This window comes from Pseudomonas sp. NPDC089758 (assembly GCF_044748705.1).
GTDB classification, from domain to species: Bacteria; Pseudomonadota; Gammaproteobacteria; order Pseudomonadales; family Pseudomonadaceae; genus Aquipseudomonas; species Aquipseudomonas putida_X.
The window spans coordinates 124,915-146,844 of sequence record NZ_JBIVGN010000016.1 but is presented as its reverse complement, the minus strand read 5'-3'; the positions used below and the strand labels follow the sequence as shown (position 1 = coordinate 146,844).

The following is a 21,930-nucleotide window of genomic DNA, read 5'->3' as shown; positions in this document are numbered from 1 at the left end:
GGCTCGATCACTGCCAGCGTGGGCTTCGCCCAGAGCGCCGGCCTGATCCTGGGCGGTTCGATCAGCCAGACCAACTTCCTCGGTACGGGTAACAAAGTTTCCATCGGTTTGACCCGCTCGGAATACCAGACCCGCTACAACTTCGGTTTCGTTGACCCCTACTTCACTGCTGACGGCGTGAGCCTGGGTTACAACGCGTTCTATCGCAGCACCGACTACGACGACCTCGACGTTGACGTGGCCAGCTATGCGGTCGACAGCCTGGGTGCCGGTGTGAGCCTGGGCTACCCGATCAGCGAAACCTCGCGCCTGACCTACGGCCTCAGCGTGCAGCAGGACAAGATCAAGACCGGTCGCTATACCGTTGACGAGATCTTCGACTTCCTCGAAGAAGAAGGCGACAGCTTCCTGAACTTCAAGGCGTCTATCGGCTGGTCCGAGTCGACCCTGAACAAAGGCGTGCTGGCGACCCGTGGTCACTCCCAGAGCCTGACCCTGGAATCGACCATTCCAGGCAGCGACCTGTCGTTCTACAAGCTTGATTACCGCGGCCAGCTGTTCAAGCCGATCAACAACGACTACACCCTGCGCCTGCACACCGAATTGGGCTATGGTGATGGTTTCGGTGGCACTTCGGGCCTGCCGTTCTACGAGAACTACTATGCGGGTGGCTTCAACTCCGTTCGCGGCTTCAAGGACAGCAGCCTGGGCCCACGCAGTACGCCGAGTAACGGTTCGAACCCCGGCACTATCGCAGACCCGGATCAAGACCCGCTGCCGTTCGGTGGCAACGTCCTGGTGCAGGGTGGCGTAGAGCTGCTGTTCCCGCTGCCGTTCGTGAAGGACCAGCGCTCGCTGCGCACCTCCGTGTTCTGGGATGTGGGTAACGTGTTCGACACCAATTGCGGTTCCAAGCCTGACTGCGCCAAGGTCGGTTTCTCGGACATGGCCAGCTCCGTTGGTTTGGGTGTGACCTGGATCACCGCACTGGGCCCGTTGAGCTTCAGCCTGGCGATGCCGGTCAAGAAGCCGGACGATGCCGATACCCAGGTGTTCCAATTCTCTCTGGGCCAGACCTTCTAAGGTCGGCCCTTGCTTAACGACAACGGTTTATCCAGGAGTGCATCGTGCGTAAGTTGACTCAACTGGCCATACTGGCCGCGGCGCTGGTCGCCACCCCGGCTTTCGCCGAAATGAAGATTGCCGTGCTGAACTATCAGATGGCGTTGCTTGAATCCGATGCCGCCAAGAAGTACGCGGTGGATGCCGAGAAGAAGTTCGGCCCGCAGTTGACCAAGCTCAAGACCCTGGAAAGCAGTGCCAAAGGCATTCAGGACCGCTTGATCAAAGGCGGCGACAAGTTGGCCCAGCCAGAGCGCGAGCGCCTGGAGCTTGAGTTCAAGCAAAAGGCACGTGACTTCCAGTTCCAGTCCAAGGAGCTGAATGAAGCTAAAGCGGTTGCTGACCGCGACATGCTCAAGCAGCTCAAGCCCAAGCTCGACGGCGCTGTCGAAGAAGTGATCAAGAAAGGCGGTTACGACCTGGTCCTCGAGCGTGGCGCGGTCATTGATGTCAAGCCTCAGTACGACATCACCCGCCAAGTCATCGAGCGCATGAACCAAGCCCGTTGATATGACCGTGACCATGACGCTCGGCCAGTTGGCCGAGGCCCTCGGGGCCACTCTCAAAGGCTCCGAGGCGCTACAGATCACCGGGCTGGCCACCTTGCAGGAGGCTGGCCCCGGTCAGTTGAGCTTTCTCGCCAACAAGCAGTACCGCAAGTACCTGGATAACTGTCAGGCAGCAGCGGTATTGCTGCAGGCTGCAGATGCCGAAGGCTTCGCCGGCAATGCGCTGATCGTGGCGGACCCGTACCTGGCCTACGCGCGCATTTCCCACCTGTTCGATCCCAAACCCAAGGCTGTAGCGGGAATTCATCCCAGCGCCGTGGTCGCCGAGGATGCACAGGTGGATGCCAGTGCCAGCATCGGGCCGTTCGTGGTCATCGAGAGCGGCGCACGCATTGGCGCGAACGTCAGTATCGGTGCGCATTGCGTGATCGGTGCCCGTTGTGTGGTCGGTGAGGGTGGCTGGTTGGCACCTCGCGTCACGCTGTATCACGACGTGACCATTGGCAAGCGCGTGGTCATCCAGTCTGGTGCGGTGATCGGTGGTGAGGGCTTCGGCTTTGCCAACGAGAAAGGGGTATGGCGCAAGATTGCCCAGATCGGCGGTGTCACCCTGGGTGATGACGTCGAAATCGGCGTGAACACCGCGGTTGACAGGGGCGCATTGTCCGACACGCGGATCGCTGACGGCGTCAAGCTCGACAACCAGATCCAGATCGCCCACAACGTGCAGATCGGTGAGCACACGGCCATGGCTGCCTGCGTCGGGATTTCCGGCAGTACGCGCATTGGCAAGCACTGCACCATCGCTGGCGGCGTCGGCATGGTGGGGCACATCGATGTGTGCGACAACGTATTCGTTTCCGGGATGACCATGGTCACTCGTTCGATCACCGAACCGGGTGCCTATTCTTCCGGTACTGCCATGCAGCCACTGGCTGACTGGCGCAAGAGCGCTGCGCGTATCCGCCAACTGGATGACATGTCCAAACGTCTCCAGCAGCTGGAAAAACGTGTCGATACCGTGACCTCAGGTGGCCAGCCGACATCAGAAGGCTGATACCATTTCCTGAGCAAGAGTGAACAGTCGCTAGCTGGCTCCTCTTTGGATTGCAAAAGGAGCGTGTGGTCAGCACCTGCGCTCCCTATTCTTATTACAGGCTTCCCCCCGAAATGATGGACATCAACGAGATTCGCGAATACCTGCCTCACCGTTACCCGTTCCTGTTGGTGGATCGTGTAACGGATCTGGACTTCGAGGCCCAGAGCATTCGTGCCTACAAGAATGTCAGCATCAATGAGCCGTTCTTCAACGGGCATTTCCCGGAGCACCCGGTAATGCCAGGCGTGCTGATCATCGAAGCCATGGCACAGGCTGCAGGCATTCTCGGTTTCAAGATGCTCGATGCCAAGCCGGCCGACGGCACGCTCTATTACTTCGTTGGTTCCGACAAGCTGCGTTTCCGTCAGCCCGTCCTGCCGGGCGACCAGTTGGTGCTTGAGGCCAAGTTCATCGGCCGTAAGAAGACCATCTGGAAGTTCGAGTGCCGGGCTCTGGTCGATGGCAAGCCAGTGTGCTCGGCTGAGATCACCTGTGCGGAACGTGAGTTATGAATTCGATTGATCCACGGGCGATCATTGATCCGTCGGCCAAACTGGCCGATGGCGTCGAGGTCGGCCCGTGGTCGATCGTTGGCCCTGATGTTGAAATCGGGGAGGGTACCGTCATTGGTCCTCACGTGGTGCTCAAAGGTCCGACCCGGATCGGCAAGCACAATCGCATCTACCAGTTTTCCTCGATCGGCGAAGACACCCCGGACCTGAAGTACAAAGGTGAACCGACGCGCCTGGTGATCGGTGATCACAACGTGATTCGCGAGGGTGTGACCATTCACCGTGGCACGGTTCAGGATCGCGCTGAAACCACGCTGGGTGACCACAACCTGATCATGGCCTACGCCCACATCGGCCATGACAGTGTGATCGGAAACCATTGCATCCTGGTCAACAACACTGCGTTGGCCGGGCATGTGCATGTGGGTGACTGGGCGATCCTCTCCGGGTTCACCCTGGTGCACCAGTACTGCCACATCGGCGCGCATGCCTTCTCCGGCATGGGCACGGCGATCGGCAAAGACGTTCCGGCATACGTCACGGTATTCGGCAGCCCCGCCGAAGCCCGCAGCATGAACTTCGAAGGCATGCGCCGCCGCGGTTTCAGCGACGAGGTCATCCATGCCCTGCGTCGTTCCTACAAGATCGTCTACCGCCAGGGCCTGACTGTTGAAGAAGCGGTCAAGGAGCTGGATGAGCTGGCAGGCAAACACCCAGAGGTCGACTTGTTCCGTCAGTCGATCGTGAACTCTGCTCGCGGCATTACCCGCTGACATGGCGCAACTTTGCGTAGCCTTGGTCGCGGGTGAGGCCAGCGGCGATATTCTGGGTTCCGGTCTGATGCGCGCCTTGAAGGCGCGTCATCCCCAGGTGCGTTTCATCGGCGTTGGCGGTCCGCTGATGGAAGCCGAAGGCATGCAGTCGTATTTCCCGATGGAGCGTCTGGCGGTCATGGGCCTGGTCGAGGTGCTGGGGCGCCTGCGCGAGCTGCTCAAGCGGCGCAAGGCACTGATCCAGACCCTCATCGCTGAAAAGCCGGATGTGTTCATTGGCATCGATGCACCTGATTTCACCCTCAATATCGAATTGAAGCTGCGCCAGGCGGGTATCAAGACCGTGCATTACGTCAGCCCTTCGGTCTGGGCATGGCGGCAGAAGCGCGTGCTGAAGATTCGTGAAGGTTGCGATCTGATGCTGACGCTGCTGCCCTTCGAAGCACGCTTCTATGAAGAGCAGGGGGTGCCGGTAAGGTTCGTCGGCCATCCCTTGGCCGATACCATACCGTTGGCTGCGGATCGGCAGGCTGCACGCGGGGCGCTGGGGCTCGATGCAGGGCCGGTGGTTGCCCTGATGCCTGGTAGCCGTGGCGGGGAAGTCGGGCGCCTGGGGGCGTTGTTCCTGGATGCGGCGCAGCGCCTGCGCGAGCTGATACCCGGCGTGCAGTTTGTATTGCCGTGCGCCAATGGCGCGCGGCGCGCACAGCTCGAACAGATGCTGGAAGGTCGCGATTTGCCTTTGACGCTGCTCGATGGCCAGTCGCATCAGGCTCTCGCTGCCTGTGATGCGGTGCTGATCGCCTCGGGTACCGCCACCCTGGAGGCCATGCTGTACAAACGCCCGATGGTCGTTGCTTATCGCCTCGCGCCATTGACCTACTGGATTCTCAAGCGTCTGGTGAAAAGCCCCTACGTGTCTTTGCCCAACTTGCTCGCCCAGCGCGAGTTGGTGCCAGAGTTGCTGCAGGATGCCGCCACCAGCGAGGCCCTGGCTCAAACCCTGGCCCCCCTGGTGGCCGATGGCAGGCAGCAGACCGAGCGCTTCGACGAGATTCACCGCACCCTGCGCCGCGACGCCTCCAACCAGGCGGCCGACGCGGTGCTGGCTTTGCTCAAGGACCGCTGACATGCAGATAGGACTGGATTTCAACCTGGTCGAGGACCTGGTTGCCGGCGTCGACGAAGTCGGGCGCGGCCCGCTGTGCGGCGCCGTTGTGACAGCCGCGGTGATTCTTGACCCGGCGCGGCCGATCCTCGGCCTCAACGATTCGAAAAAACTCACCGAAGCCAAGCGCGAAGCGCTGTTCGACGAGATCTGTGCGAAAGCCCTGAGTTTTTGCATTGCCCGCGCCGAAGTGGAGGAAATCGACCGCCTCAATATTCTGCAAGCGACCATGCTGGCCATGCAGCGTGCGGTCGAAGGCCTGAGCGTTACTCCCAGGCTCGCTCTGATCGACGGTAACCGCTGCCCCAAACTGTCGGTGCCGGCTGCTCCGGTCATCAAGGGCGATAGCCAAGTGCCGGCCATCGCTGCAGCGTCGATCCTGGCCAAAGTGACCCGCGATCGCGAGATGAGCGCATTCGAGCTGATTTATCCGGGGTACGGGATTGGCGGGCACAAGGGCTACCCGACGCCGGTACATCTGCAAGCCCTGGCCCGCCTCGGGCCCACCCCCATCCATCGGCGTTCCTTTGCGCCGGTACGGGCCGCTTGGGAAGCCCGTGAAGGCATTACCGATTCTCTGATCTAGCCTGTTGGGGGCGCCTTGCGTCCCCAACCCCCCCCTCGCTTTTACGCTACAATCCCGCCTTTGTCGTTCAGCACTGCTACAGGATCTTCCATGTCGGTTCCCTTCGTTCACCTGCGCGTCCACTCCGAATTCTCGCTGGTCGACGGCCTGGTGCGGATCAAACCGCTGGCCAAGGCGCTGGCCGGGATGAACATGCCCGCGGTGGCGATCACCGACCAGAGCAACATGTGTGCGCTGGTGAAGTTCTACAAGACCGCCATGGGCGCGGGCATCAAGCCGATCTGCGGTGCTGATCTGTGGCTGGCCGGTGCCGACCCTGAAGCGCCGCTGTCGCGTATCTGCTTCCTGGCGATGAACCCCAAGGGTTACCGCAACCTTACCGAGCTGATCTCCCGAGGCTGGACTGACGGCCAACGCAATGGCCTGGTGATTCTTCAGCGTGAATGGGTCGCCTCGGCCAGCGAAGGCCTGATTGCCCTGTCTGCTGGCAAAGAGGGCGATATCGGCATGGCGCTGATGGCCGGCCGTGCCACTGAGGCCGAGGCGCTGCTACACGACTGGATGGGCATGTTCCCCGAGCGTTTTTACGTCGAGGTGCAGCGCACCAATCGTGCCGGTGACGAAGAGTACGTGCACGCTGCCGTGGCGCTGGCCGACAAGGTCGGCGCGCCGCTGGTGGCCACCAATGATGTGCGCTTTATCAAGCAATCGGACTTCGACGCCCACGAAAGCCGGGTGTGCATCGGTGAAGGCTGGACCCTGGACGACCCGCGTCGCCCACGCATGTACAGCGACCAGCAGTACCTCAAAAGCGCGGATGAAATGGCCGAGCTGTTCAGCGACCTGCCCGACGCCATCGCCAACACCGTCGAGATCGCCAAGCGCTGCAACATACAGGTACAACTGGGCAAGTACTTCCTGCCTGATTTCCCCACGCCCAATGGCATGGGGATCGACGACTACTTGCGCCATGTCTCGCACGAAGGCCTGGAGGAGCGCCTGGCAGTGCTCTGGCCCAAGGAGACCACGCCCAATTACGAAGAGAAGCGCCAGGTCTACCTGGACCGCCTGAAATTCGAACTGGACATCATCATCCAGATGGGTTTCCCGGGTTACTTCCTGATCGTTATGGACTTCATCAAGTGGGCCAAGAACAACGGCGTGCCGGTAGGCCCTGGCCGTGGTTCGGGTGCCGGCTCGCTGGTGGCCTACGTACTGAAGATCACCGACCTCGATCCTCTGGCCTATGACCTGCTGTTCGAACGTTTCCTGAACCCTGAACGTGTTTCCATGCCCGACTTCGACGTCGACTTCTGCATGGATGGCCGGGACCGGGTGATCGACTACGTGGCCGACGCCTACGGGCGCAACGCGGTCAGCCAGATCATCACCTTCGGGACCATGGCCGCCAAGGCGGTGGTACGCGACGTGGCGCGGGTGCAGGGCAAGTCCTATGGCCTGGCTGACCGTCTGTCGAAGATGATCCCGTTCGAAGTGGGCATGACCCTGGAGAAGGCCTACGAGCAGGAAGAGATCCTGCGCGACTTCCTCAAGGGCGACGAAGACGCCCGCGAAATCTGGGAAATGGCGCTCAAGCTCGAAGGTGTCACCCGTGGTACCGGCAAGCACGCCGGTGGTGTGGTCATCGCCCCGACCAAGCTCACCGATTTCTCGCCGATCGCCTGTGACGAAGAGGGCGGCGGCCTGGTGACCCAGTTCGACAAGGACGATGTCGAGGCCGCCGGCCTGGTCAAGTTCGACTTCCTTGGCCTGCGTACCCTGACCATCATCAAGTGGGCCATGGAGACGATCAACCGCGAGCAGGCCAAGAACAACCTGCCCGACGTCAACATCGACTTCATCCCGCTGGACGATCGCAAGACCTACGAGTTGCTGCAGAAGGCCGAAACCACGGCGGTGTTCCAGCTCGAGTCGCGGGGCATGAAAGAGCTGATCAAGAAGCTCAAGCCTGACTGCCTGGAAGACCTCATCGCACTGGTGGCGTTGTTCCGCCCAGGCCCCCTGCAGTCGGGCATGGTGGACGACTTCATCAACCGCAAGCACGGCCGCGCCGAGCTCGCCTACCCACACTCGGACTACCAGTACGAAGGCCTCAAGCCTGTTCTTGCGCCGACCTACGGCATCATCCTGTATCAGGAGCAGGTGATGCAGATTGCGCAGGTCATGGCGGGGTACACCCTGGGCGGCGCCGACATGCTGCGCCGCGCCATGGGTAAGAAAAAGCCTGAAGAAATGGCCAAGCAGCGCGGCGGTTTCATCGAGGGTTGTGTGGCCAACAACATCGATGCAGACCTTGCCGGCAACATCTTCGACCTGGTGGAAAAATTTGCCGGTTACGGCTTCAACAAGTCCCACTCGGCGGCCTACGGCCTGGTGTCTTACCAGACCGCCTGGCTCAAGACTCATTACCCGGCGCCGTTCATGGCCGCGGTGTTGTCAGCGGATATGCACAACACCGACAAAGTGGTGGTGCTGATCGAAGAAGTGCGCAGCATGAAGCTGCGCCTCGACGCCCCGGACGTGAATGCCTCGGAGTTCAAGTTCACGGTCAATGACGACGGCCGCATCATCTATGGCCTTGGCGCTATCAAAGGCGTGGGTGAAGGCCCGGTGGAGGCGATTGTCGAGGCACGCGCCCAGGGTGGCCCGTTCAAGGATCTGTTCGACTTCTGTGAGCGGGTCGACCTCAAGCGGGTGAACAAACGTACACTCGATGCGCTGATCCGCAGTGGCGCGCTGGATCGGCTGGGCCCGCACTTCCATGATGAGATCAAGGCGTACCACGCCAGTATCGACATCAATCGCGCGACCTTGCTGTCGGCCCTCGAGGAGGCGATCAAGGCTGCAGAGCAGACCGCACGCACCGCTGATAGCGGCCACGTGGACCTGTTCGGTGGGCTGTTCGTCGAGGAGGACTCCGATGTCTACGCCAACCACCGCAAGGTGCGTGAACTGACGCTCAAGGAGCGCCTGAAGGGCGAGAAGGATACCCTTGGCGTGTACCTCACCGGCCACCCGATCGATGAATATGAAGGGGAAATCCGCCGGTTCGCCCGCCAGCGCATCATCGACCTGAAACCCTCCCGCGAAACGCAGACTATCGCCGGGATGATAATTGCGATGCGGGTGATGAAGAACAAGAAGGGCGACAAGATGGGGTTTGTCACCCTCGATGACCGCTCCGGGCGCATCGAAGCCTCATTGTTCGCCGATGCCTTCATGGGGGCTCAGGCGCTGTTGCAGAACGATGCCATGGTCGTGGTCGAGGGTGAGGTCAGCAACGACGACTTCTCCGGTGGCCTGCGCCTGCGCGTCAAGCAGGTGATGACCATGGAAGATGCCCGTACCAAGCTTGCCGAGAGCCTGCGGCTGAAGATCACCCACGATGCCCTCAAGGGCGACCGCCTGAACTGGCTGGGCGAGCTGATCACCCGCCATCGCGGTGGTTGCCCGATCACCCTCGAATACACCGGCAGCGACGCCAAGGCGATGCTGCAGTTCGGCGACCAGTGGTCGATCGACCCGGCCGATGGCTTGATTCAGGCGCTGCGTGACCAGTTCGGGCGTGAGAACGTCTTCCTGCAATATCGTTGAACCGACGAAATTTAATCTCGACCTGAATGCGCCTGATCCCTTAAGGTAGGGCGCCAAACGGATCAACCGGCCGGCCGCCTGGCCGTAGACCCAAGACGGATGACTATGAACCCGAATTTTCTCGATTTCGAACAGCCGATTGCCGACCTGCAAGCCAAGATCGAAGGGCTGCGTTTGGTGGGTAACGACAACTCGCTGAACATCAGCGATGAAATTGCCCGTCTGCAAGACAAGAGCAACACTCTGACCGAAAGCATCTTCGGCAACCTGACCAGCTGGCAGATCGCCCGCCTGGCCCGTCACCCGCGTCGTCCGTACACACTGGACTACCTGGAGCACATCTTCACCGAGTTCGAAGAGCTGCACGGCGACCGTCACTTCTCCGACGATGCCGCCATCGTCGGTGGTACCGCGCGCCTGGATGGCCGGCCGGTCATGGTCATCGGCCACCAGAAGGGCCGTGAAGTGCGCGAAAAGGTTCGCCGCAACTTCGGCATGCCGCGCCCTGAAGGCTACCGCAAGGCTTGCCGCCTGATGGAAATGGCCGAACGCTTCAAGATGCCGATCCTGACCTTCATCGACACCCCGGGTGCATACCCAGGCATCGACGCGGAAGAACGCAACCAGAGCGAAGCGATCGCCTGGAACCTGCGTGTCATGGCGCGCCTGAAGACGCCGATCATCGCCACCGTCATCGGTGAAGGTGGTTCCGGCGGTGCACTGGCCATTGGTGTCTGCGACCAGCTGAACATGCTGCAGTACTCCACGTACTCGGTGATCTCGCCGGAGGGTTGCGCCTCGATCCTGTGGAAAACCGCCGACAAGGCCGCCGACGCTGCCGAGGCCATGGGCATCACCGCCGAGCGCCTGAAAAGCCTGAACATCGTCGACAAGGTCATCGAGGAACCGCTGGGCGGTGCCCACCGTGACCCTGCGCAGATGTCCGAAAGCATTCGCGCTGACCTGGTTCAGCAGCTGGACATGCTCGGCAAGCTCGATAACGACACGCTGCTGGCCCGTCGTTATGAGCGCCTGATGAGCTACGGCCTCTGATGCACCACTGGGGGCGCCAAGCGCCCCCACGCTTTCAAGCCGCGTGAGGCGCCAATGATCAACCTCACCCCTTGGCTCAATGCCCCTGCCTGGTACATCGCTTTCTCCGGTGGCCTCGACTCCACGGTCCTTCTGCACTGGCTGGCCGACTACGCCAGCATCCACGCAACGCCTCCGCTCCATGCCATCCACATCCACCACGGCCTGCAACCCGCCGCCGATGCCTGGCCAAGCCATTGCACCGCAGTGTGCGAGCGGCTCGGGATCGAACTCACCGTCATCCACGTTCAGGTCGCTGCCGAGGCGAGCCTGGAGCAGGCTGCGCGCGATGCTCGGTATGCGGCATTCCAGACCGTTCTCGGCGCGGGCGACGTTCTTTTCACGGGGCAGCACTGTGATGACCAGGCCGAAACCTTGCTGTTCCGGCTTCTGCGGGGGGCCGGCCTGCGTGGCCTGGCGGCGATGCCGCAACAGCGTCCGTTGGGGCGCGGCCACCTGGTCAGGCCGCTGCTCAACGTTTCTCGCGCGCAGTTGCACGCGTATGCACAAAGCCATGGGCTGATCTGGGCCGAAGACCCATCCAACGCAGACAGGGCCTTTGCCCGCAATTTCTTGCGCGCTGAAGTGTTCCCGCTACTGCAGCAGCGTTGGCCGCAGGCCAGCCAGGCCCTGGCTCGCACCGCCGGGCACCTGGGGGAGGCGCTCGGGCTGCTCGATGAACTGGCCCAGGCTGACCTGGCCCTGGCCCAGGAGGGCGCGCCGGCCATGTGGTCTGCGGTGGACTCCCTTGACCTAGCGAGCCTGGCGGCGCTGTCGCCGGCCCGTCAGCGCAACGCCCTGCAGTATTGGTTGAGCTTGCGCACCCGTTTGCCCGACACCCGGCATTGGGCCGGTTGGGCCGCTCTGCGTGATGCGGCAATCGATGCCCAACCTGCCTGGCAGCTGACCGATGGCAAACTCGAGCGCAGCCACGGACGTATCTGGTGGTTGTCTGGCGACTGGCTGCAGCCTGTGGGCGGAACGCTGCGCTGGGACAAGCCCGGTAGCCTGTTGCTGTTGCCTGGGAACGGCAGCGTCAGCCTGCAGGGCGCCCCGGAAGGCGATTTGCGCATCGCCTATCGCCAGGGCGGGGAAGTGCTGGACATACCAGGCCGTGGCAAGCGCGACCTCAAGCGCCTGCTCAACGAATCGCACGTCCCGCACTTCGTGCGACCGCGCCTGCCATTGCTGTATCGTGGCGAGCGCTTGCTGGCAGTGGCCAATCTGCCGCGACTGGCGCAGGCCGATTGCCAGCTTCACTGGCAGCCTCCGACGAACGCGCAAGGTTTGAGCTGAAGGGTACATTCCGGTAGACTACCCTCCCTTCTTGATACAACTTCTGTGCGTTCCTCGGAAACACGGCAGTTGCCGATTACCACGCAGTTTTTTGCTGGGCTGATTCTGGAAATGACGAGCGAACTCCATGCCGGGGATGACCCTGGTCTGTACAGGCGCGGCAGTTTTTCGAGATGCACTGTGATTGACGCAGGTGATCGGGGGCTTCGGCCTTCCTTCGCTTTCTCCGGCGGCGCTGGCCGCCTTAACGCAGACTTCTAGGGTTTTTCATGACGCGCTACATATTCGTCACGGGCGGTGTTGTTTCTTCATTGGGGAAAGGCATTGCCTCGGCTTCCCTGGCGGCCATCCTGGAAGCGCGGGGGCTAAAGGTCACCATGCTCAAGCTGGATCCGTACATCAACGTCGATCCTGGCACCATGAGTCCGTTCCAGCACGGTGAAGTATTCGTCACCCACGACGGCGCCGAGACCGACCTCGACCTGGGCCACTACGAGCGGTTCATCCGCACGACCATGACCCAGAACAACAACTTCACCACCGGCCGCATCTACGAGCACGTGCTGCGCAAAGAGCGTCGTGGTGATTACCTTGGCGCGACCATCCAGGTCATCCCGCATATCACCGACGAGATCAAGCGCCGCATCATCAAGGGCGCCGGCGATGCCGATGTGGCCCTGGTGGAAATCGGTGGCACCGTGGGCGACATCGAGTCGCAACCGTTCCTCGAGGCGATCCGCCAGTTGCGTTTCGAAGTCGGCGCCAAGCGCGCGATGCTGATGCACCTGACGCTGGTGCCGTACATCGCCACCGCTGGTGAAACCAAGACCAAGCCGACTCAGCACTCGGTCAAGGAGCTGCGCTCCATCGGCCTGCAGCCTGATGTACTGGTCTGCCGCTCCGACCACCCGATCGACAGCTCGTCGCGCCGCAAGATCGCCCAGTTCACCAACGTTGAAGAGCGTGCGGTGATTGCCCTTGAAGACGCCGACACCATCTACAAGATCCCAGGCATTCTGCATGCCCAGGGCCTGGACGATTTCGTCGTCGAGCGCTTCGGCCTGCAGTGCAGCAGCGCCGACCTGTCCGAATGGGACAAGGTAGTCGACGCCAAGCTCAACCCTGAGCACGAAGTGACCATCGCCATGGTCGGCAAATACATGGAGCTGCTGGACGCGTACAAGTCGCTGATCGAAGCGATGAGCCACGCCGGCATCACCAACCGCACCAAGGTCAACCTGCGCTACATCGATTCCGAAGATATCGAGAACCAGGGCACCAGCCTGCTCGAAGGCGCAGACGCCATCCTGGTACCAGGCGGTTTCGGCCTGCGTGGCGTGGAAGGCAAGATCACCGCGGTGCAGTATGCCCGTGAGAACAAGGTGCCGTACCTGGGTATCTGCCTGGGCATGCAGGTTGCCGTGATCGAGTTCGCCCGTAACGTGATGGGCTGGCAAGACGCCAACTCCACCGAGTTCGATCGCAACAGCGGCCACCCGGTCGTTGGCCTGATCACCGAGTGGGCCGATGCCACCGGCGCCGTCGAGACCCGTACCGAAGCCTCCGACCTGGGTGGCACCATGCGCCTGGGCGCGCAGGATTGCCAACTGGCAGCCGGCTCCAAGGTACATGACTGCTATGGCAAGGACGTGATCACCGAGCGCCATCGCCACCGCTACGAAGTGAACAACAACCTGCTGCCGCAACTGGTCGATGCCGGCCTGGTGGTCTCGGGTCGTTCCGAAGACGGTGCGCTGGTTGAAGTGGTCGAGTCCAAGGACCACCCGTGGTTCGTCGCCTGCCAGTTCCACCCGGAGTTCACCTCGACTCCGCGTGATGGCCACCCGCTGTTCAGTGGCTTCGTCAAGGCTGCTCTGGCACAGAAGAACAAGGCCTGAGCCCAGGCTTGGTGAGTTTTCCGACGGTATAAACCGCGCAAAGCTCATTTCTCGGGTAAAGTACCGTCCGTTCTGCCCCTGACCCACAGGTCAGGGGCTGCTTCTGCCAGGCCTGCCTGCTGCATTTACGCCTGGTGCAAGGCAAGAATTTCCTAAAGCTGCGTTGTTTTCGTCAATTCTGGAGTGCTTACAACAATGGCAAAAATCGTCGACATCAAAGGTCGTGAAGTTCTCGATTCGCGTGGCAACCCCACCGTGGAAGCCGATGTACTGCTCGACAACGGCATCATCGGCAGCGCTTGCGCTCCGTCCGGTGCTTCCACCGGCTCGCGCGAAGCGCTGGAGCTGCGTGATGGCGACAAGAGCCGTTACATGGGCAAGGGCGTGCTGAAAGCCGTTGGCAACATCAACGGCCCGATCCGTGACCTGCTGCTGGGCAAGGACCCTTCGGACCAGAAGGCCCTGGACCGCGCCATGATCGAACTGGACGGTACCGAGAACAAGGCCAAGCTGGGCGCCAACGCCATCCTGGCTGTTTCCCTGGCTGCCGCGAAAGCTGCTGCCCAGGACCAGGACCTGCCGCTGTACGCGCACATCGCCAACCTGAACGGCACCCCAGGTCAGTACTCGATGCCGGTTCCGATGATGAACATCATCAACGGTGGCGAGCACGCCGACAACAACGTCGACATCCAGGAGTTCATGGTGCAGCCGGTTGGCGCCAAGACCTTCTCCGATGGCCTGCGCATGGGCACCGAGATCTTCCATCACCTCAAGGCTGTGCTCAAGGCCCGTGGCCTGAACACGGCAGTGGGTGACGAAGGTGGCTTCGCGCCGAACCTGGCTTCCAACGAAGACGCCCTGGGCGCTATCGCTGAAGCCGTGGAAAAAGCCGGTTACAAGCTGGGTACCGACGTGACCCTGGCCCTCGACTGCGCGGCCTCCGAATTCTACGAAGACGGCAAGTACAACCTGTCTGGCGAAGGCAAGTCGTTCGACGCCGAAGGCTTTGCCGACTACCTGAAAGGCCTCACTGAGCGCTTCCCGATCATCTCGATCGAAGACGGCCTGGATGAGTCCGATTGGGCGGGCTGGAAGATTCTCACCGACAAGATCGGCGAGAAGGTACAACTTGTCGGTGACGACCTGTTCGTGACCAACACCAAGATCCTCAAGGAAGGCATCGAGAAGGGCATCGGTAACTCGATCCTGATCAAGTTCAACCAGATCGGCTCGCTGACCGAAACCCTGGAAGCCATCCAGATGGCCAAGGCCGCTGGCTACACCGCCGTGATCTCGCACCGCTCCGGTGAAACCGAAGACTCGACCATTGCCGACCTGGCTGTGGGTACCGCCGCTGGCCAGATCAAGACTGGCTCGCTGTGCCGTTCCGACCGCGTCTCCAAGTACAACCAGTTGCTGCGCATCGAAGAACAACTGGGCGCCAAAGCGGTTTACCGCGGTCGCGCCGAGTTTCGCGGCTAAGCAAGAGATGGTAAAAAGACAGCAGCCGAAGCTGTCGGAACTTTCATACTGAAATTTCTGACACATGATGCGGGTTTCTGTCGACGAAGCCTGGCCTCGGCCAGGCTTCGTGCTATTTGAGGTCTGCCTTTTCGCGGCGGTCTTTTTAACCTGGATACCTTGATGCGCAGTCCCTATTGGTTGTTCCTTGTCCTGCTCCTGCTGCTTGGTGGCCTGCAGTACCGCCTGTGGGTGGGTAACGGCAGCCTGGCGCAAGTGGCTGAGCTCAAGCAGCAGATCGACGAGCAGCATGCCGAAAACGAGCGGCTGCTGGAGCGTAATCGCGTGCTCTATGCCGAGGTCCTGGAATTGAAAAAAGGTATGGAGACCGTTGAAGAACGGGCTCGTCACGAACTGGGGATGGTCAAAGAGGGTGAAACCCTCTTCCAGCTGCCGCAAAAATGATCGAAACCCTACCGGCCTTCTGGGCCGTGATTCCTGCTGCGGGTGTAGGTGCCCGCATGGCTGCCGACCGCCCGAAGCAGTATTTGCAACTGGGCGGGCAGACCGTTCTCGAGCATAGCCTCGACTGTTTTCTTGGCCATCCGACGCTCAAGGGCGTGGTGGTCAGCATTGCTGCGGATGATCCTTACTGGCCTGGCTTGCGCTGCGCCAGTGATCCTCGCATCCAGCGTGCGCCAGGTGGGCGTGAGCGTGCCGACTCGGTGCTCAACGCGTTGTTGCTGTTGCATGCCCAAGGTGCGCCGGACACTGACTGGGTGCTGGTGCACGATGCGGCGCGGCCAAACCTGGCACGCACCGATCTTGACCGTCTGTTGTCGCAGTTGGCGGATGACCCTGTAGGCGGGCTGCTGGCGGTGCCAGCGCGGGACACGCTCAAGCGCGCCGATGTCGATGGCCGGGTCAGTGCGACCGTGGATCGCAGTACCATCTGGCAGGCCTTCACGCCTCAGATGTTCCGCCTTGGTGCTTTGCACCGGGCGTTGGCCGAGTGCCTGGTGTCCGATGTGGTGGTCACCGATGAAGCTTCGGCCATCGAGTGGTCCGGCCAGGCGCCGCGGCTGGTCGAAGGGCGCAGCGACAACATCAAGGTGACCCGCCCGGAAGACCTGGAGTGGTTGCGCCAGCGGTGGGCAGGGCGGCGTTGAGGTTACCGGGTCCGCTTTGCGGCCCAATCGCCGGCAAGCCGGCTCCCACAACTACCCCGCAGCTCTACCTTCCAGCGTGAATACCTGGACTGTCCCAGGCCATTGGATGGGTGAAAATTCTTGGGGCAGCCCACCAAGCCTGTGGGGAGCCGGCTTGCCGGCGATTGGGCCGCATAGCGGCCCCCGGTAAACTGTCAGACCGTTCGGTACTCCGGCATCCCCGCTAACCCTTCCTTGAGATAGTCCACCAGCCGCCGGACCTTGGGCGACAGGTGGCGCTGCTGCGGGTACAGCGCCCACACCGCCGTATTGGGCGGCTGATGCGCCTCCAGTAACGACACCAGCGCGCCGCTGTTGAGGTGTTCCAGCACGTAGTAATCCGGCAACTGGCACAGCCCTATCCCCAGCAAAGCGGCATCCAGCACCGCCTGGCCACTGTTGCACCGCCAGTTGCCCTGCACCCGCTGGCTGATCTCGCGTCCGTCCTGTTGCAGCGCCCACAGGTCCGAGCTGCCCACCAGGCAGTTGTGCCGGGCCAATTCCGAAAGGCTGTGCGGACGGCCGTAGCGTTCAAGGTAGGCGGGTGAAGCGCACAGATACATGCGCCGAGGCGCCAGGCGCGTCGCCACCAACCTTGAATCGGCAAGGCGCCCCAGACGAATCGCCAGGTCCATGCCTTCGTGCAGCAGGTCCAGCGTGTGGTTGCTCAACTCCACCTCGACCCGCAACTGTGGATACAGCGTCATGAAGCGGGTTACCAGCGGCACGATGAAGCGCTCGCCATAAGCCACCGCGCAGGTCATGCGCAGTAGGCCCTTGGGTTCGCTGGCCAGATCGCCTACGGCACGCAGCGCTTCTTCACGGCCATCCTGCAGGCGTTGGCAATGTTGCAGGAATGTCTGCCCGGCTTCACTCAGGGTCACGCGGCGCGTACTGCGATACAGCAGGCGCGTTTGCAGGCGCTCCTCCAGGCGGGCGATTTGCCGGCTTATATGCGACGACGATACGCCCATGCGTTCGGCTGCAGCCGTGAATTGGCCCAATTCGGCCACCGCTACGAATTCATCGATGCCCTCCCAGCGGCTGCTCATGGATTGTCCCTATACAGCAATAATGTTTTGTCTTGGCCACGATTATTCATCAAAACCAGCTGAATTACACTGCCTGCCTGAACTGACCCTTTGACTGGAGAACGTTGATGATCAAGTCCCGTGCCGCTGTAGCCTTCGAGGCTAAAAAACCGCTGGAAATCGTCGAGGTGGACGTAGCCATGCCCAAGGCTGGCGAAGTGCTTCTGCGCGTGGTCGCCAGCGGCGTTTGCCACACCGATGCCTATACCCTGTCGGGTGCCGACCCGGAAGGTATCTTCCCGTCGATTCTGGGCCATGAAGGTGGCGCGATCGTCGAGGCGGTAGGTGAGGGCGTCACCTCCGTGGCGGTCGGTGATCACGTGATCCCGCTGTATACCCCTGAGTGTGGTCAGTGCAAATTCTGCCGCTCGGGCAAGACCAACCTGTGCCAGGCCATACGGGCCACCCAGGGCAAGGGGCTGATGCCGGACGGCACCACGCGTTTCTCGTACAAGGGCCAGCAGCTGTTCCACTACATGGGCACCTCGACCTTCTCCGAGTACACCGTGCTGCCGGAAATTTCCGTCGCCAAGATCCAGAAGGAAGCGCCGCTGGAAAAGGTCTGCCTGCTAGGTTGCGGCGTCACCACCGGCATCGGTGCGGTGCTGAACACTGCCAAGGTCAAACCCGGTGACACCGTCGCCGTCTTCGGCCTGGGCGGCATCGGCCTGTCAGCGATCATCGGTGCGGTCAAGGCCAAGGCCTCGCGCATCATCGCCATCGACATCAACCCAGCCAAGTTCGAGATCGCTCGCCAGCTGGGTGCCACCGACTGCATCAACCCGAAAGAGTACGATCGCCCGATCCAGGAAGTGATCGTCGACCTTACCGATGGTGGCGTGGACTTTTCATTCGAATGTATCGGTAACGTGCAACTGATGCGCGCGGCCCTGGAATGCTGCCACAAGGGTTGGGGTGAGTCGGTGATCATCGGTGTCGCCGGCGCTGGCCAGGAAATCGCCACTCGCCCGTTCCAGTTGGTGACCGGTCGCGTCTGGCGCGGGTCTGCTTTCGGTGGCGTACGCGGCCGTACCGAACTGCCAAGCTACGTGGAAATGGCCGAGAAGGGCGAGATTCCGCTGGATACCTTCATCACCCATACCATGGGCCTGGAGGATATCAACAAGGCGTTCGACCTGATGCACGAAGGCAAGAGCATCCGCAGCGTGATCCACTTCTGAGGTGAGCCATGAGCCTGGATAACATCTCCTGCCAGAAAAGCTTCGGCGGCTGGCACAAGCGTTACCGGCATCACTCCAAGGTGCTGGGTTGCGACATGGTGTTCGCCGTTTACCTGCCGCCGCAGGCCGAACAGGGCGAAAAGCTGCCCGTGCTGTACTGGCTCAGCGGCCTGACGTGCACCGACGAGAACTTCATGCAGAAGGCCGGCGCCCAGCGCCTGGCCGCCGAGCTTGGCCTGATCATCGTCGCGCCCGATACCAGCCCGCGTGGCGAGCAGGTGCCAGGCGACCCTGACGGTGCCTGGGACTTCGGCCTGGGCGCCGGCTTTTACCTCAACGCCACCCAGCAGCCTTGGGCGCAGCACTACCGCATGCACGATTATGTGGTCAAGGAGCTGCCAGAGCTGATCGAAGCGCACTTCCCGGCCTCGGATCAGCGCAGCATCAGTGGCCACTCCATGGGTGGGCACGGCGCGCTGGTCTGCGCCCTGCGCAACCCGGGGCGCTATCGCTCGGTATCGGCGTTTTCTCCGATCAGCAATCCGATGGATTGCCCTTGGGGTGAAAAGGCGTTCAGCCGTTACCTGGGGGAAGACCGGGCGCGCTGGCGTGAGTGGGATGCCAGTGTGCTGCTTGCCGAGACGCCAGCGGGCCAATGCCCGCCATTGCTGGTCGATCAAGGCGATCGTGATGACTTCCTGGCCAAGCAGCTCAAGCCTGAAGCGTTGGAGCAGGCGGCCCGCAAAGGGGGGCATGCCCTGGACCTGCGGCTGCAACCTGGCTATGACCATAGCTATTACTTCATCGCCAGCTTCATCGATGAGCATCTGCGCCATCACGCCGTGGCACTTGGGCGGGGGTAGGGGGGCAAGCTTCAAGCTTCAAGCTTCAAGCTGCAAGCTGCAAGCTGCAAGGCAGTGCGGCCGGCGCAGCGCCTGCTTTTTGCTTGCGGCTCGTAGCTTGCAGCTTGCAGCTGCAAATGCAGGTAGAATCACGCCCTGACTCAATCAGGGCGTTTTTCTATGCGTATTGGCCACGGCTACGATGTGCACCGTTTTTGCGACGGTGATTTCATTACCCTGGGTGGGGTGCGTATCCCCCACAAATACGGCCTCCTGGCCCATTCCGACGGTGACGTGCTGCTGCATGCACTGAGCGATGCCTTGCTTGGCGCGGCGGGGCTGGGTGACATCGGCAAGCACTTCCCCGATACCGATCCCCAATTCAAGGGTGCCGACAGCCGTGCGCTGCTGCGCCATGTGGTCGGCATCGTCCAGGCCAAAGGCTGGAAAGTCGGTAATGTCGACGCCACCATCGTTGCCCAGGCGCCGAAAATGGCCCCGCATATCGAAACCATGCGGCAACGGATCGCCGAAGACCTGCAGGTCGAGCTCGACCAGGTCAACGTCAAGGCCACCACCACCGAAAAACTGGGCTTCACCGGCCGCGAGGAGGGTATTGCCGTGCACGCGGTCGCCCTGCTGCTGCCAGCATGACCGAAATGGAACTGCTGGGCCCGCGCGCATCGGGCCAACCCCTGGGCACTGCGATACTCAAGGCTGTGGCCGAAGATTTCCAGGTCGACGAGGTGCTGGACATCCCGCTCTCGGGCCAAGGTGAGCACCTATGGCTGTGGGTGGAGAAGCGTGACCTCAACACCGAAGAAGCTGCCCGCCGCCTGGCGCGAGCCGCAGGCGTGCCGGTGCGTTCCATCAGCTATGCCGGCCTCAAGGACCGCCAGGCCCTGACGCGCCAGTGGTTCAGCCTGCACCTGCCGGGCAAGGCAGACCCTGACCTGTCGCGTGCCGAAGATGCCACCCTGCGTGTGCTCAAACAGGTGCGCCACCAGCGCAAGCTGCAGCGCGGCGCCCATTCGGCCAATGGCTTCACCCTGCGCCTCAGGGCGCTGGCGGCTGATCATGCGGCCCTCGATGCCCGCCTGCAGACGCTTAAGCAGCAGGGTGTGCCGAATTACTTCGGCGGCCAGCGTTTCGGGCATGGCGGCGGCAACGTCCAGGATGCCCAGCACTGGGCGGCCCGCAAAGCCCTGCCCGAACAGCGCAACGTGCGTTCGCGGTTGCTCTCGGCTGCCCGCAGCTACCTGTTCAACCAGGTCCTGGCCGCCCGTGTTGCTGACGGTAGCTGGCAGCAGGCCCAGGTCGGTGATCTGCTGGCATTCACCGATAGCCGTAGTTTTTTTTCGGCGGGTGAACTGGAATGTTCAGATCCCCGCTTGGCCATTCTGGACCTGCATCCTACCGGGCCAATGTGGGGCGAAGGCCCGTCTCCTGCGGCCGGCGCGGCCTTGGCACTGGAGACGGCGATAGGCGAGCAGCATGCAGCGCTGTGCCAATGGCTGGCCAATGCAGGCATGAGTCACGAACGGCGCATCCTGCGGCTCCCTATTGGCGGCCTTACGTGGCATTATCCGGAGCCTGATAACCTGCAACTGGAATTCGTCCTTCCGGCCGGATGCTTCGCCACCGTGGTGGTGCGCGAACTCGTCGATCTGGTGCCGGCAGGGCAGACGGACAGCCCATGCGTATTCTGATTTCGAATGACGACGGTGTTACGGCACCTGGCCTCGCCGCGCTACACGGTGCGCTGGTGGATTATGCCGAGTGCGTGGTGATCGCCCCGGACCAAGACAAGAGCGGCGCCGGCAGTTCGCTGACGCTGGACAGGCCGTTGCACCCGCAAACCCTGGCCAACGGCTTCATCAGCCTCAATGGCACGCCTACCGATTGCGTGCACCTGGGGCTCAATGGCCTTTTGCCGGAAACACCGGACATGGTGGTATCGGGGATCAACCTCGGTGCCAATCTGGGTGACGACGTGATCTATTCCGGCACGGTTGCGGCCGCGCTGGAGGGGCGCTTCCTCGGCGGTACCTCGTTGGCATTTTCATTACTGTCGCGTCTGCCCGACAATCTGCCGAGCGCCGCGTTCATCGCCCGCCGCCTGGTCGAGGCGCAGTCACGCCTGGACCTGCCGCCGCGTACGGTCCTCAATGTCAATATTCCCAACCTGCCGCTGGAACACATCCGTGGCATACAGGTTACCCGTCTCGGTCACCGGGCGCGGGCGGCGGCACCGACCAAGGTGGTCAACCCGCGTGGCAAGGAAGGTTACTGGATTGCCGTGGCCGGTGATGCCGAAGACGGTGGGCCGGGTACCGACTTCCACGCGGTGATGCAAGGTTATGTGTCGATCACCCCGCTGCAACTGGACCGCACCTTCAATGATGCTTTCGAGCAGCTTCATGGTTGGCTGGAGGGCGTGCTCTGATGCGCGAACAGGACGATCTGCAGCGCCG

Annotated in this window: 20 protein-coding genes; 19 read left to right on the top strand and 1 reads right to left on the bottom strand. The window is 61.9% G+C overall.

Annotated features, from left to right (window positions below):
* From bamA to ispD, 14 genes are all read left to right on the top strand, one after another.
* Window positions 1–1,083 (top strand): outer membrane protein assembly factor BamA (gene bamA, locus ACIPZH_RS20690; RefSeq protein WP_400637633.1); only part of this gene is annotated, 1,083 nt, incomplete at its 5' end.
* Between the two features lie 44 nt (window positions 1,084–1,127).
* The gene (locus tag ACIPZH_RS20685; protein ID WP_400637632.1) at window positions 1,128–1,631 is read left to right on the top strand and encodes an OmpH family outer membrane protein; all 504 of its coding nucleotides are present in this window, start codon (window positions 1,128–1,130) and stop codon (window positions 1,629–1,631) included.
* Window position 1,632: 1 nt separating this feature from the next.
* The gene (gene lpxD, locus ACIPZH_RS20680; protein WP_241804418.1) at window positions 1,633–2,688 is read left to right on the top strand and encodes a UDP-3-O-(3-hydroxymyristoyl)glucosamine N-acyltransferase; all 1,056 of its coding nucleotides are present in this window, start codon (window positions 1,633–1,635) and stop codon (window positions 2,686–2,688) included.
* Between the two features lie 113 nt (window positions 2,689–2,801).
* Window positions 2,802–3,242 (top strand): 3-hydroxyacyl-ACP dehydratase FabZ, encoded by a 441-nt coding sequence (gene fabZ, locus ACIPZH_RS20675; protein WP_012315891.1) that lies wholly within the window; start codon window positions 2,802–2,804, stop codon window positions 3,240–3,242.
* On the top strand, window positions 3,239–4,015 hold the full coding sequence (lpxA, locus tag ACIPZH_RS20670) for an acyl-ACP--UDP-N-acetylglucosamine O-acyltransferase (RefSeq protein WP_241804419.1): 777 nt from the start codon (window positions 3,239–3,241) through the stop codon (window positions 4,013–4,015). Before fabZ ends, lpxA begins: the two co-directional genes overlap by 4 nt.
* A gap of 1 nt (window position 4,016) precedes the next feature.
* Complete coding sequence (gene lpxB, locus ACIPZH_RS20665) at window positions 4,017–5,144, top strand: lipid-A-disaccharide synthase (protein ID WP_241804420.1); 1,128 nt, start codon at window positions 4,017–4,019, stop codon at window positions 5,142–5,144.
* A gap of 1 nt (window position 5,145) precedes the next feature.
* Window positions 5,146–5,769 (top strand): ribonuclease HII, encoded by a 624-nt coding sequence (rnhB, locus tag ACIPZH_RS20660; protein WP_046788313.1) that lies wholly within the window; start codon window positions 5,146–5,148, stop codon window positions 5,767–5,769.
* Window positions 5,770–5,859: 90 nt separating this feature from the next.
* Window positions 5,860–9,384 (top strand): DNA polymerase III subunit alpha, encoded by a 3,525-nt coding sequence (dnaE, locus tag ACIPZH_RS20655; protein ID WP_400637630.1) that lies wholly within the window; start codon window positions 5,860–5,862, stop codon window positions 9,382–9,384.
* A 105-nt stretch (window positions 9,385–9,489) separates the two neighbouring features.
* Entirely contained in the window at window positions 9,490–10,437 is a 948-nt protein-coding gene (accA, locus tag ACIPZH_RS20650; protein ID WP_241804423.1) for an acetyl-CoA carboxylase carboxyl transferase subunit alpha, read from the top strand.
* Window positions 10,438–10,491: 54 nt separating this feature from the next.
* On the top strand, window positions 10,492–11,772 hold the full coding sequence (gene tilS / locus ACIPZH_RS20645) for a tRNA lysidine(34) synthetase TilS (protein WP_400637629.1): 1,281 nt from the start codon (window positions 10,492–10,494) through the stop codon (window positions 11,770–11,772).
* 269 nt (window positions 11,773–12,041) lie between these two features.
* On the top strand, window positions 12,042–13,670 hold the full coding sequence (locus ACIPZH_RS20640; RefSeq protein WP_241804425.1) for a CTP synthase: 1,629 nt from the start codon (window positions 12,042–12,044) through the stop codon (window positions 13,668–13,670).
* 195 nt (window positions 13,671–13,865) lie between these two features.
* Window positions 13,866–15,155, top strand: a complete 1,290-nt coding sequence (eno, locus tag ACIPZH_RS20635) for a phosphopyruvate hydratase (protein ID WP_012315883.1) — start codon at window positions 13,866–13,868, stop codon at window positions 15,153–15,155.
* 162 nt (window positions 15,156–15,317) lie between these two features.
* Window positions 15,318–15,599: a cell division protein FtsB gene (gene ftsB / locus ACIPZH_RS20630; RefSeq protein WP_012315882.1), complete on the top strand. Its 282-nt coding sequence runs from the start codon at window positions 15,318–15,320 to the stop codon at window positions 15,597–15,599.
* Window positions 15,596–16,303, top strand: a complete 708-nt coding sequence (gene ispD / locus ACIPZH_RS20625; RefSeq protein WP_267818202.1) for a 2-C-methyl-D-erythritol 4-phosphate cytidylyltransferase — start codon at window positions 15,596–15,598, stop codon at window positions 16,301–16,303. Before ftsB ends, ispD begins: the two co-directional genes overlap by 4 nt.
* A 194-nt stretch (window positions 16,304–16,497) precedes the next feature.
* On the opposite strand, the gene ACIPZH_RS20620 is transcribed toward ispD, so the two are convergent.
* Complete coding sequence (locus ACIPZH_RS20620) at window positions 16,498–17,394, bottom strand: LysR substrate-binding domain-containing protein (protein WP_400637628.1); 897 nt, start codon at window positions 17,392–17,394, stop codon at window positions 16,498–16,500.
* A 107-nt stretch (window positions 17,395–17,501) separates the two neighbouring features.
* Here ACIPZH_RS20620 and ACIPZH_RS20615 point away from each other — a divergent pair, with 107 nt between their 5' ends.
* The 5 genes from ACIPZH_RS20615 to surE all read left to right on the top strand — a co-directional run bounded on the left by ACIPZH_RS20615 (window position 17,502) and on the right by surE (window position 21,902).
* Complete coding sequence (locus ACIPZH_RS20615; protein ID WP_241804428.1) at window positions 17,502–18,614, top strand: S-(hydroxymethyl)glutathione dehydrogenase/class III alcohol dehydrogenase; 1,113 nt, start codon at window positions 17,502–17,504, stop codon at window positions 18,612–18,614.
* Between the two features lie 8 nt (window positions 18,615–18,622).
* Window positions 18,623–19,477, top strand: coding sequence for an S-formylglutathione hydrolase (gene fghA / locus ACIPZH_RS20610; RefSeq protein WP_349974734.1), 855 nt, complete (start codon window positions 18,623–18,625; stop codon window positions 19,475–19,477).
* Window positions 19,478–19,636: 159 nt separating this feature from the next.
* A complete protein-coding gene (gene ispF, locus ACIPZH_RS20605; protein ID WP_241804430.1) occupies window positions 19,637–20,110 on the top strand; it encodes a 2-C-methyl-D-erythritol 2,4-cyclodiphosphate synthase in 474 nt (157 codons plus the stop codon).
* Complete coding sequence (gene truD / locus ACIPZH_RS20600) at window positions 20,107–21,165, top strand: tRNA pseudouridine(13) synthase TruD (protein WP_349974732.1); 1,059 nt, start codon at window positions 20,107–20,109, stop codon at window positions 21,163–21,165. Before ispF ends, truD begins: the two co-directional genes overlap by 4 nt.
* On the top strand, window positions 21,153–21,902 hold the full coding sequence (surE, locus tag ACIPZH_RS20595) for a 5'/3'-nucleotidase SurE (RefSeq protein WP_400637627.1): 750 nt from the start codon (window positions 21,153–21,155) through the stop codon (window positions 21,900–21,902). The genes truD and surE overlap by 13 nt, the downstream gene beginning before the upstream one ends.
* The last annotated feature ends 28 nt before the right edge of the window (window positions 21,903–21,930 follow it).

Excerpts from the sequence above, each read along its gene's own strand:
- eno (WP_012315883.1), top strand. The coding sequence starts at position 13,866 with ATGGCAAAAATCGTCGACATCAAAGGTCGTGAAGTTCTCGATTCGCGT.
- tilS (WP_400637629.1), top strand. The coding sequence starts at position 10,492 with ATGATCAACCTCACCCCTTGGCTCAATGCCCCTGCCTGGTACATCGCT.
- fghA (WP_349974734.1), top strand. The coding sequence starts at position 18,623 with ATGAGCCTGGATAACATCTCCTGCCAGAAAAGCTTCGGCGGCTGGCAC.
- lpxD (WP_241804418.1), top strand. The coding sequence starts at position 1,633 with ATGACCGTGACCATGACGCTCGGCCAGTTGGCCGAGGCCCTCGGGGCC.
- dnaE (WP_400637630.1), top strand. The coding sequence starts at position 5,860 with ATGTCGGTTCCCTTCGTTCACCTGCGCGTCCACTCCGAATTCTCGCTG.
- lpxA (WP_241804419.1), top strand. The coding sequence starts at position 3,239 with ATGAATTCGATTGATCCACGGGCGATCATTGATCCGTCGGCCAAACTG.
- ACIPZH_RS20620 (WP_400637628.1), bottom strand. The coding sequence starts at position 17,394 with ATGAGCAGCCGCTGGGAGGGCATCGATGAATTCGTAGCGGTGGCCGAA.
- ACIPZH_RS20615 (WP_241804428.1), top strand. The coding sequence starts at position 17,502 with ATGATCAAGTCCCGTGCCGCTGTAGCCTTCGAGGCTAAAAAACCGCTG.
- lpxB (WP_241804420.1), top strand. The coding sequence starts at position 4,017 with ATGGCGCAACTTTGCGTAGCCTTGGTCGCGGGTGAGGCCAGCGGCGAT.
- surE (WP_400637627.1), top strand. The coding sequence starts at position 21,153 with ATGCGTATTCTGATTTCGAATGACGACGGTGTTACGGCACCTGGCCTC.
- fabZ (WP_012315891.1), top strand. The coding sequence starts at position 2,802 with ATGATGGACATCAACGAGATTCGCGAATACCTGCCTCACCGTTACCCG.
- ftsB (WP_012315882.1), top strand. The coding sequence starts at position 15,318 with ATGCGCAGTCCCTATTGGTTGTTCCTTGTCCTGCTCCTGCTGCTTGGT.
- ispD (WP_267818202.1), top strand. The coding sequence starts at position 15,596 with ATGATCGAAACCCTACCGGCCTTCTGGGCCGTGATTCCTGCTGCGGGT.
- rnhB (WP_046788313.1), top strand. The coding sequence starts at position 5,146 with ATGCAGATAGGACTGGATTTCAACCTGGTCGAGGACCTGGTTGCCGGC.
- ACIPZH_RS20640 (WP_241804425.1), top strand. The coding sequence starts at position 12,042 with ATGACGCGCTACATATTCGTCACGGGCGGTGTTGTTTCTTCATTGGGG.
- truD (WP_349974732.1), top strand. The coding sequence starts at position 20,107 with ATGACCGAAATGGAACTGCTGGGCCCGCGCGCATCGGGCCAACCCCTG.
- ispF (WP_241804430.1), top strand. The coding sequence starts at position 19,637 with ATGCGTATTGGCCACGGCTACGATGTGCACCGTTTTTGCGACGGTGAT.
- accA (WP_241804423.1), top strand. The coding sequence starts at position 9,490 with ATGAACCCGAATTTTCTCGATTTCGAACAGCCGATTGCCGACCTGCAA.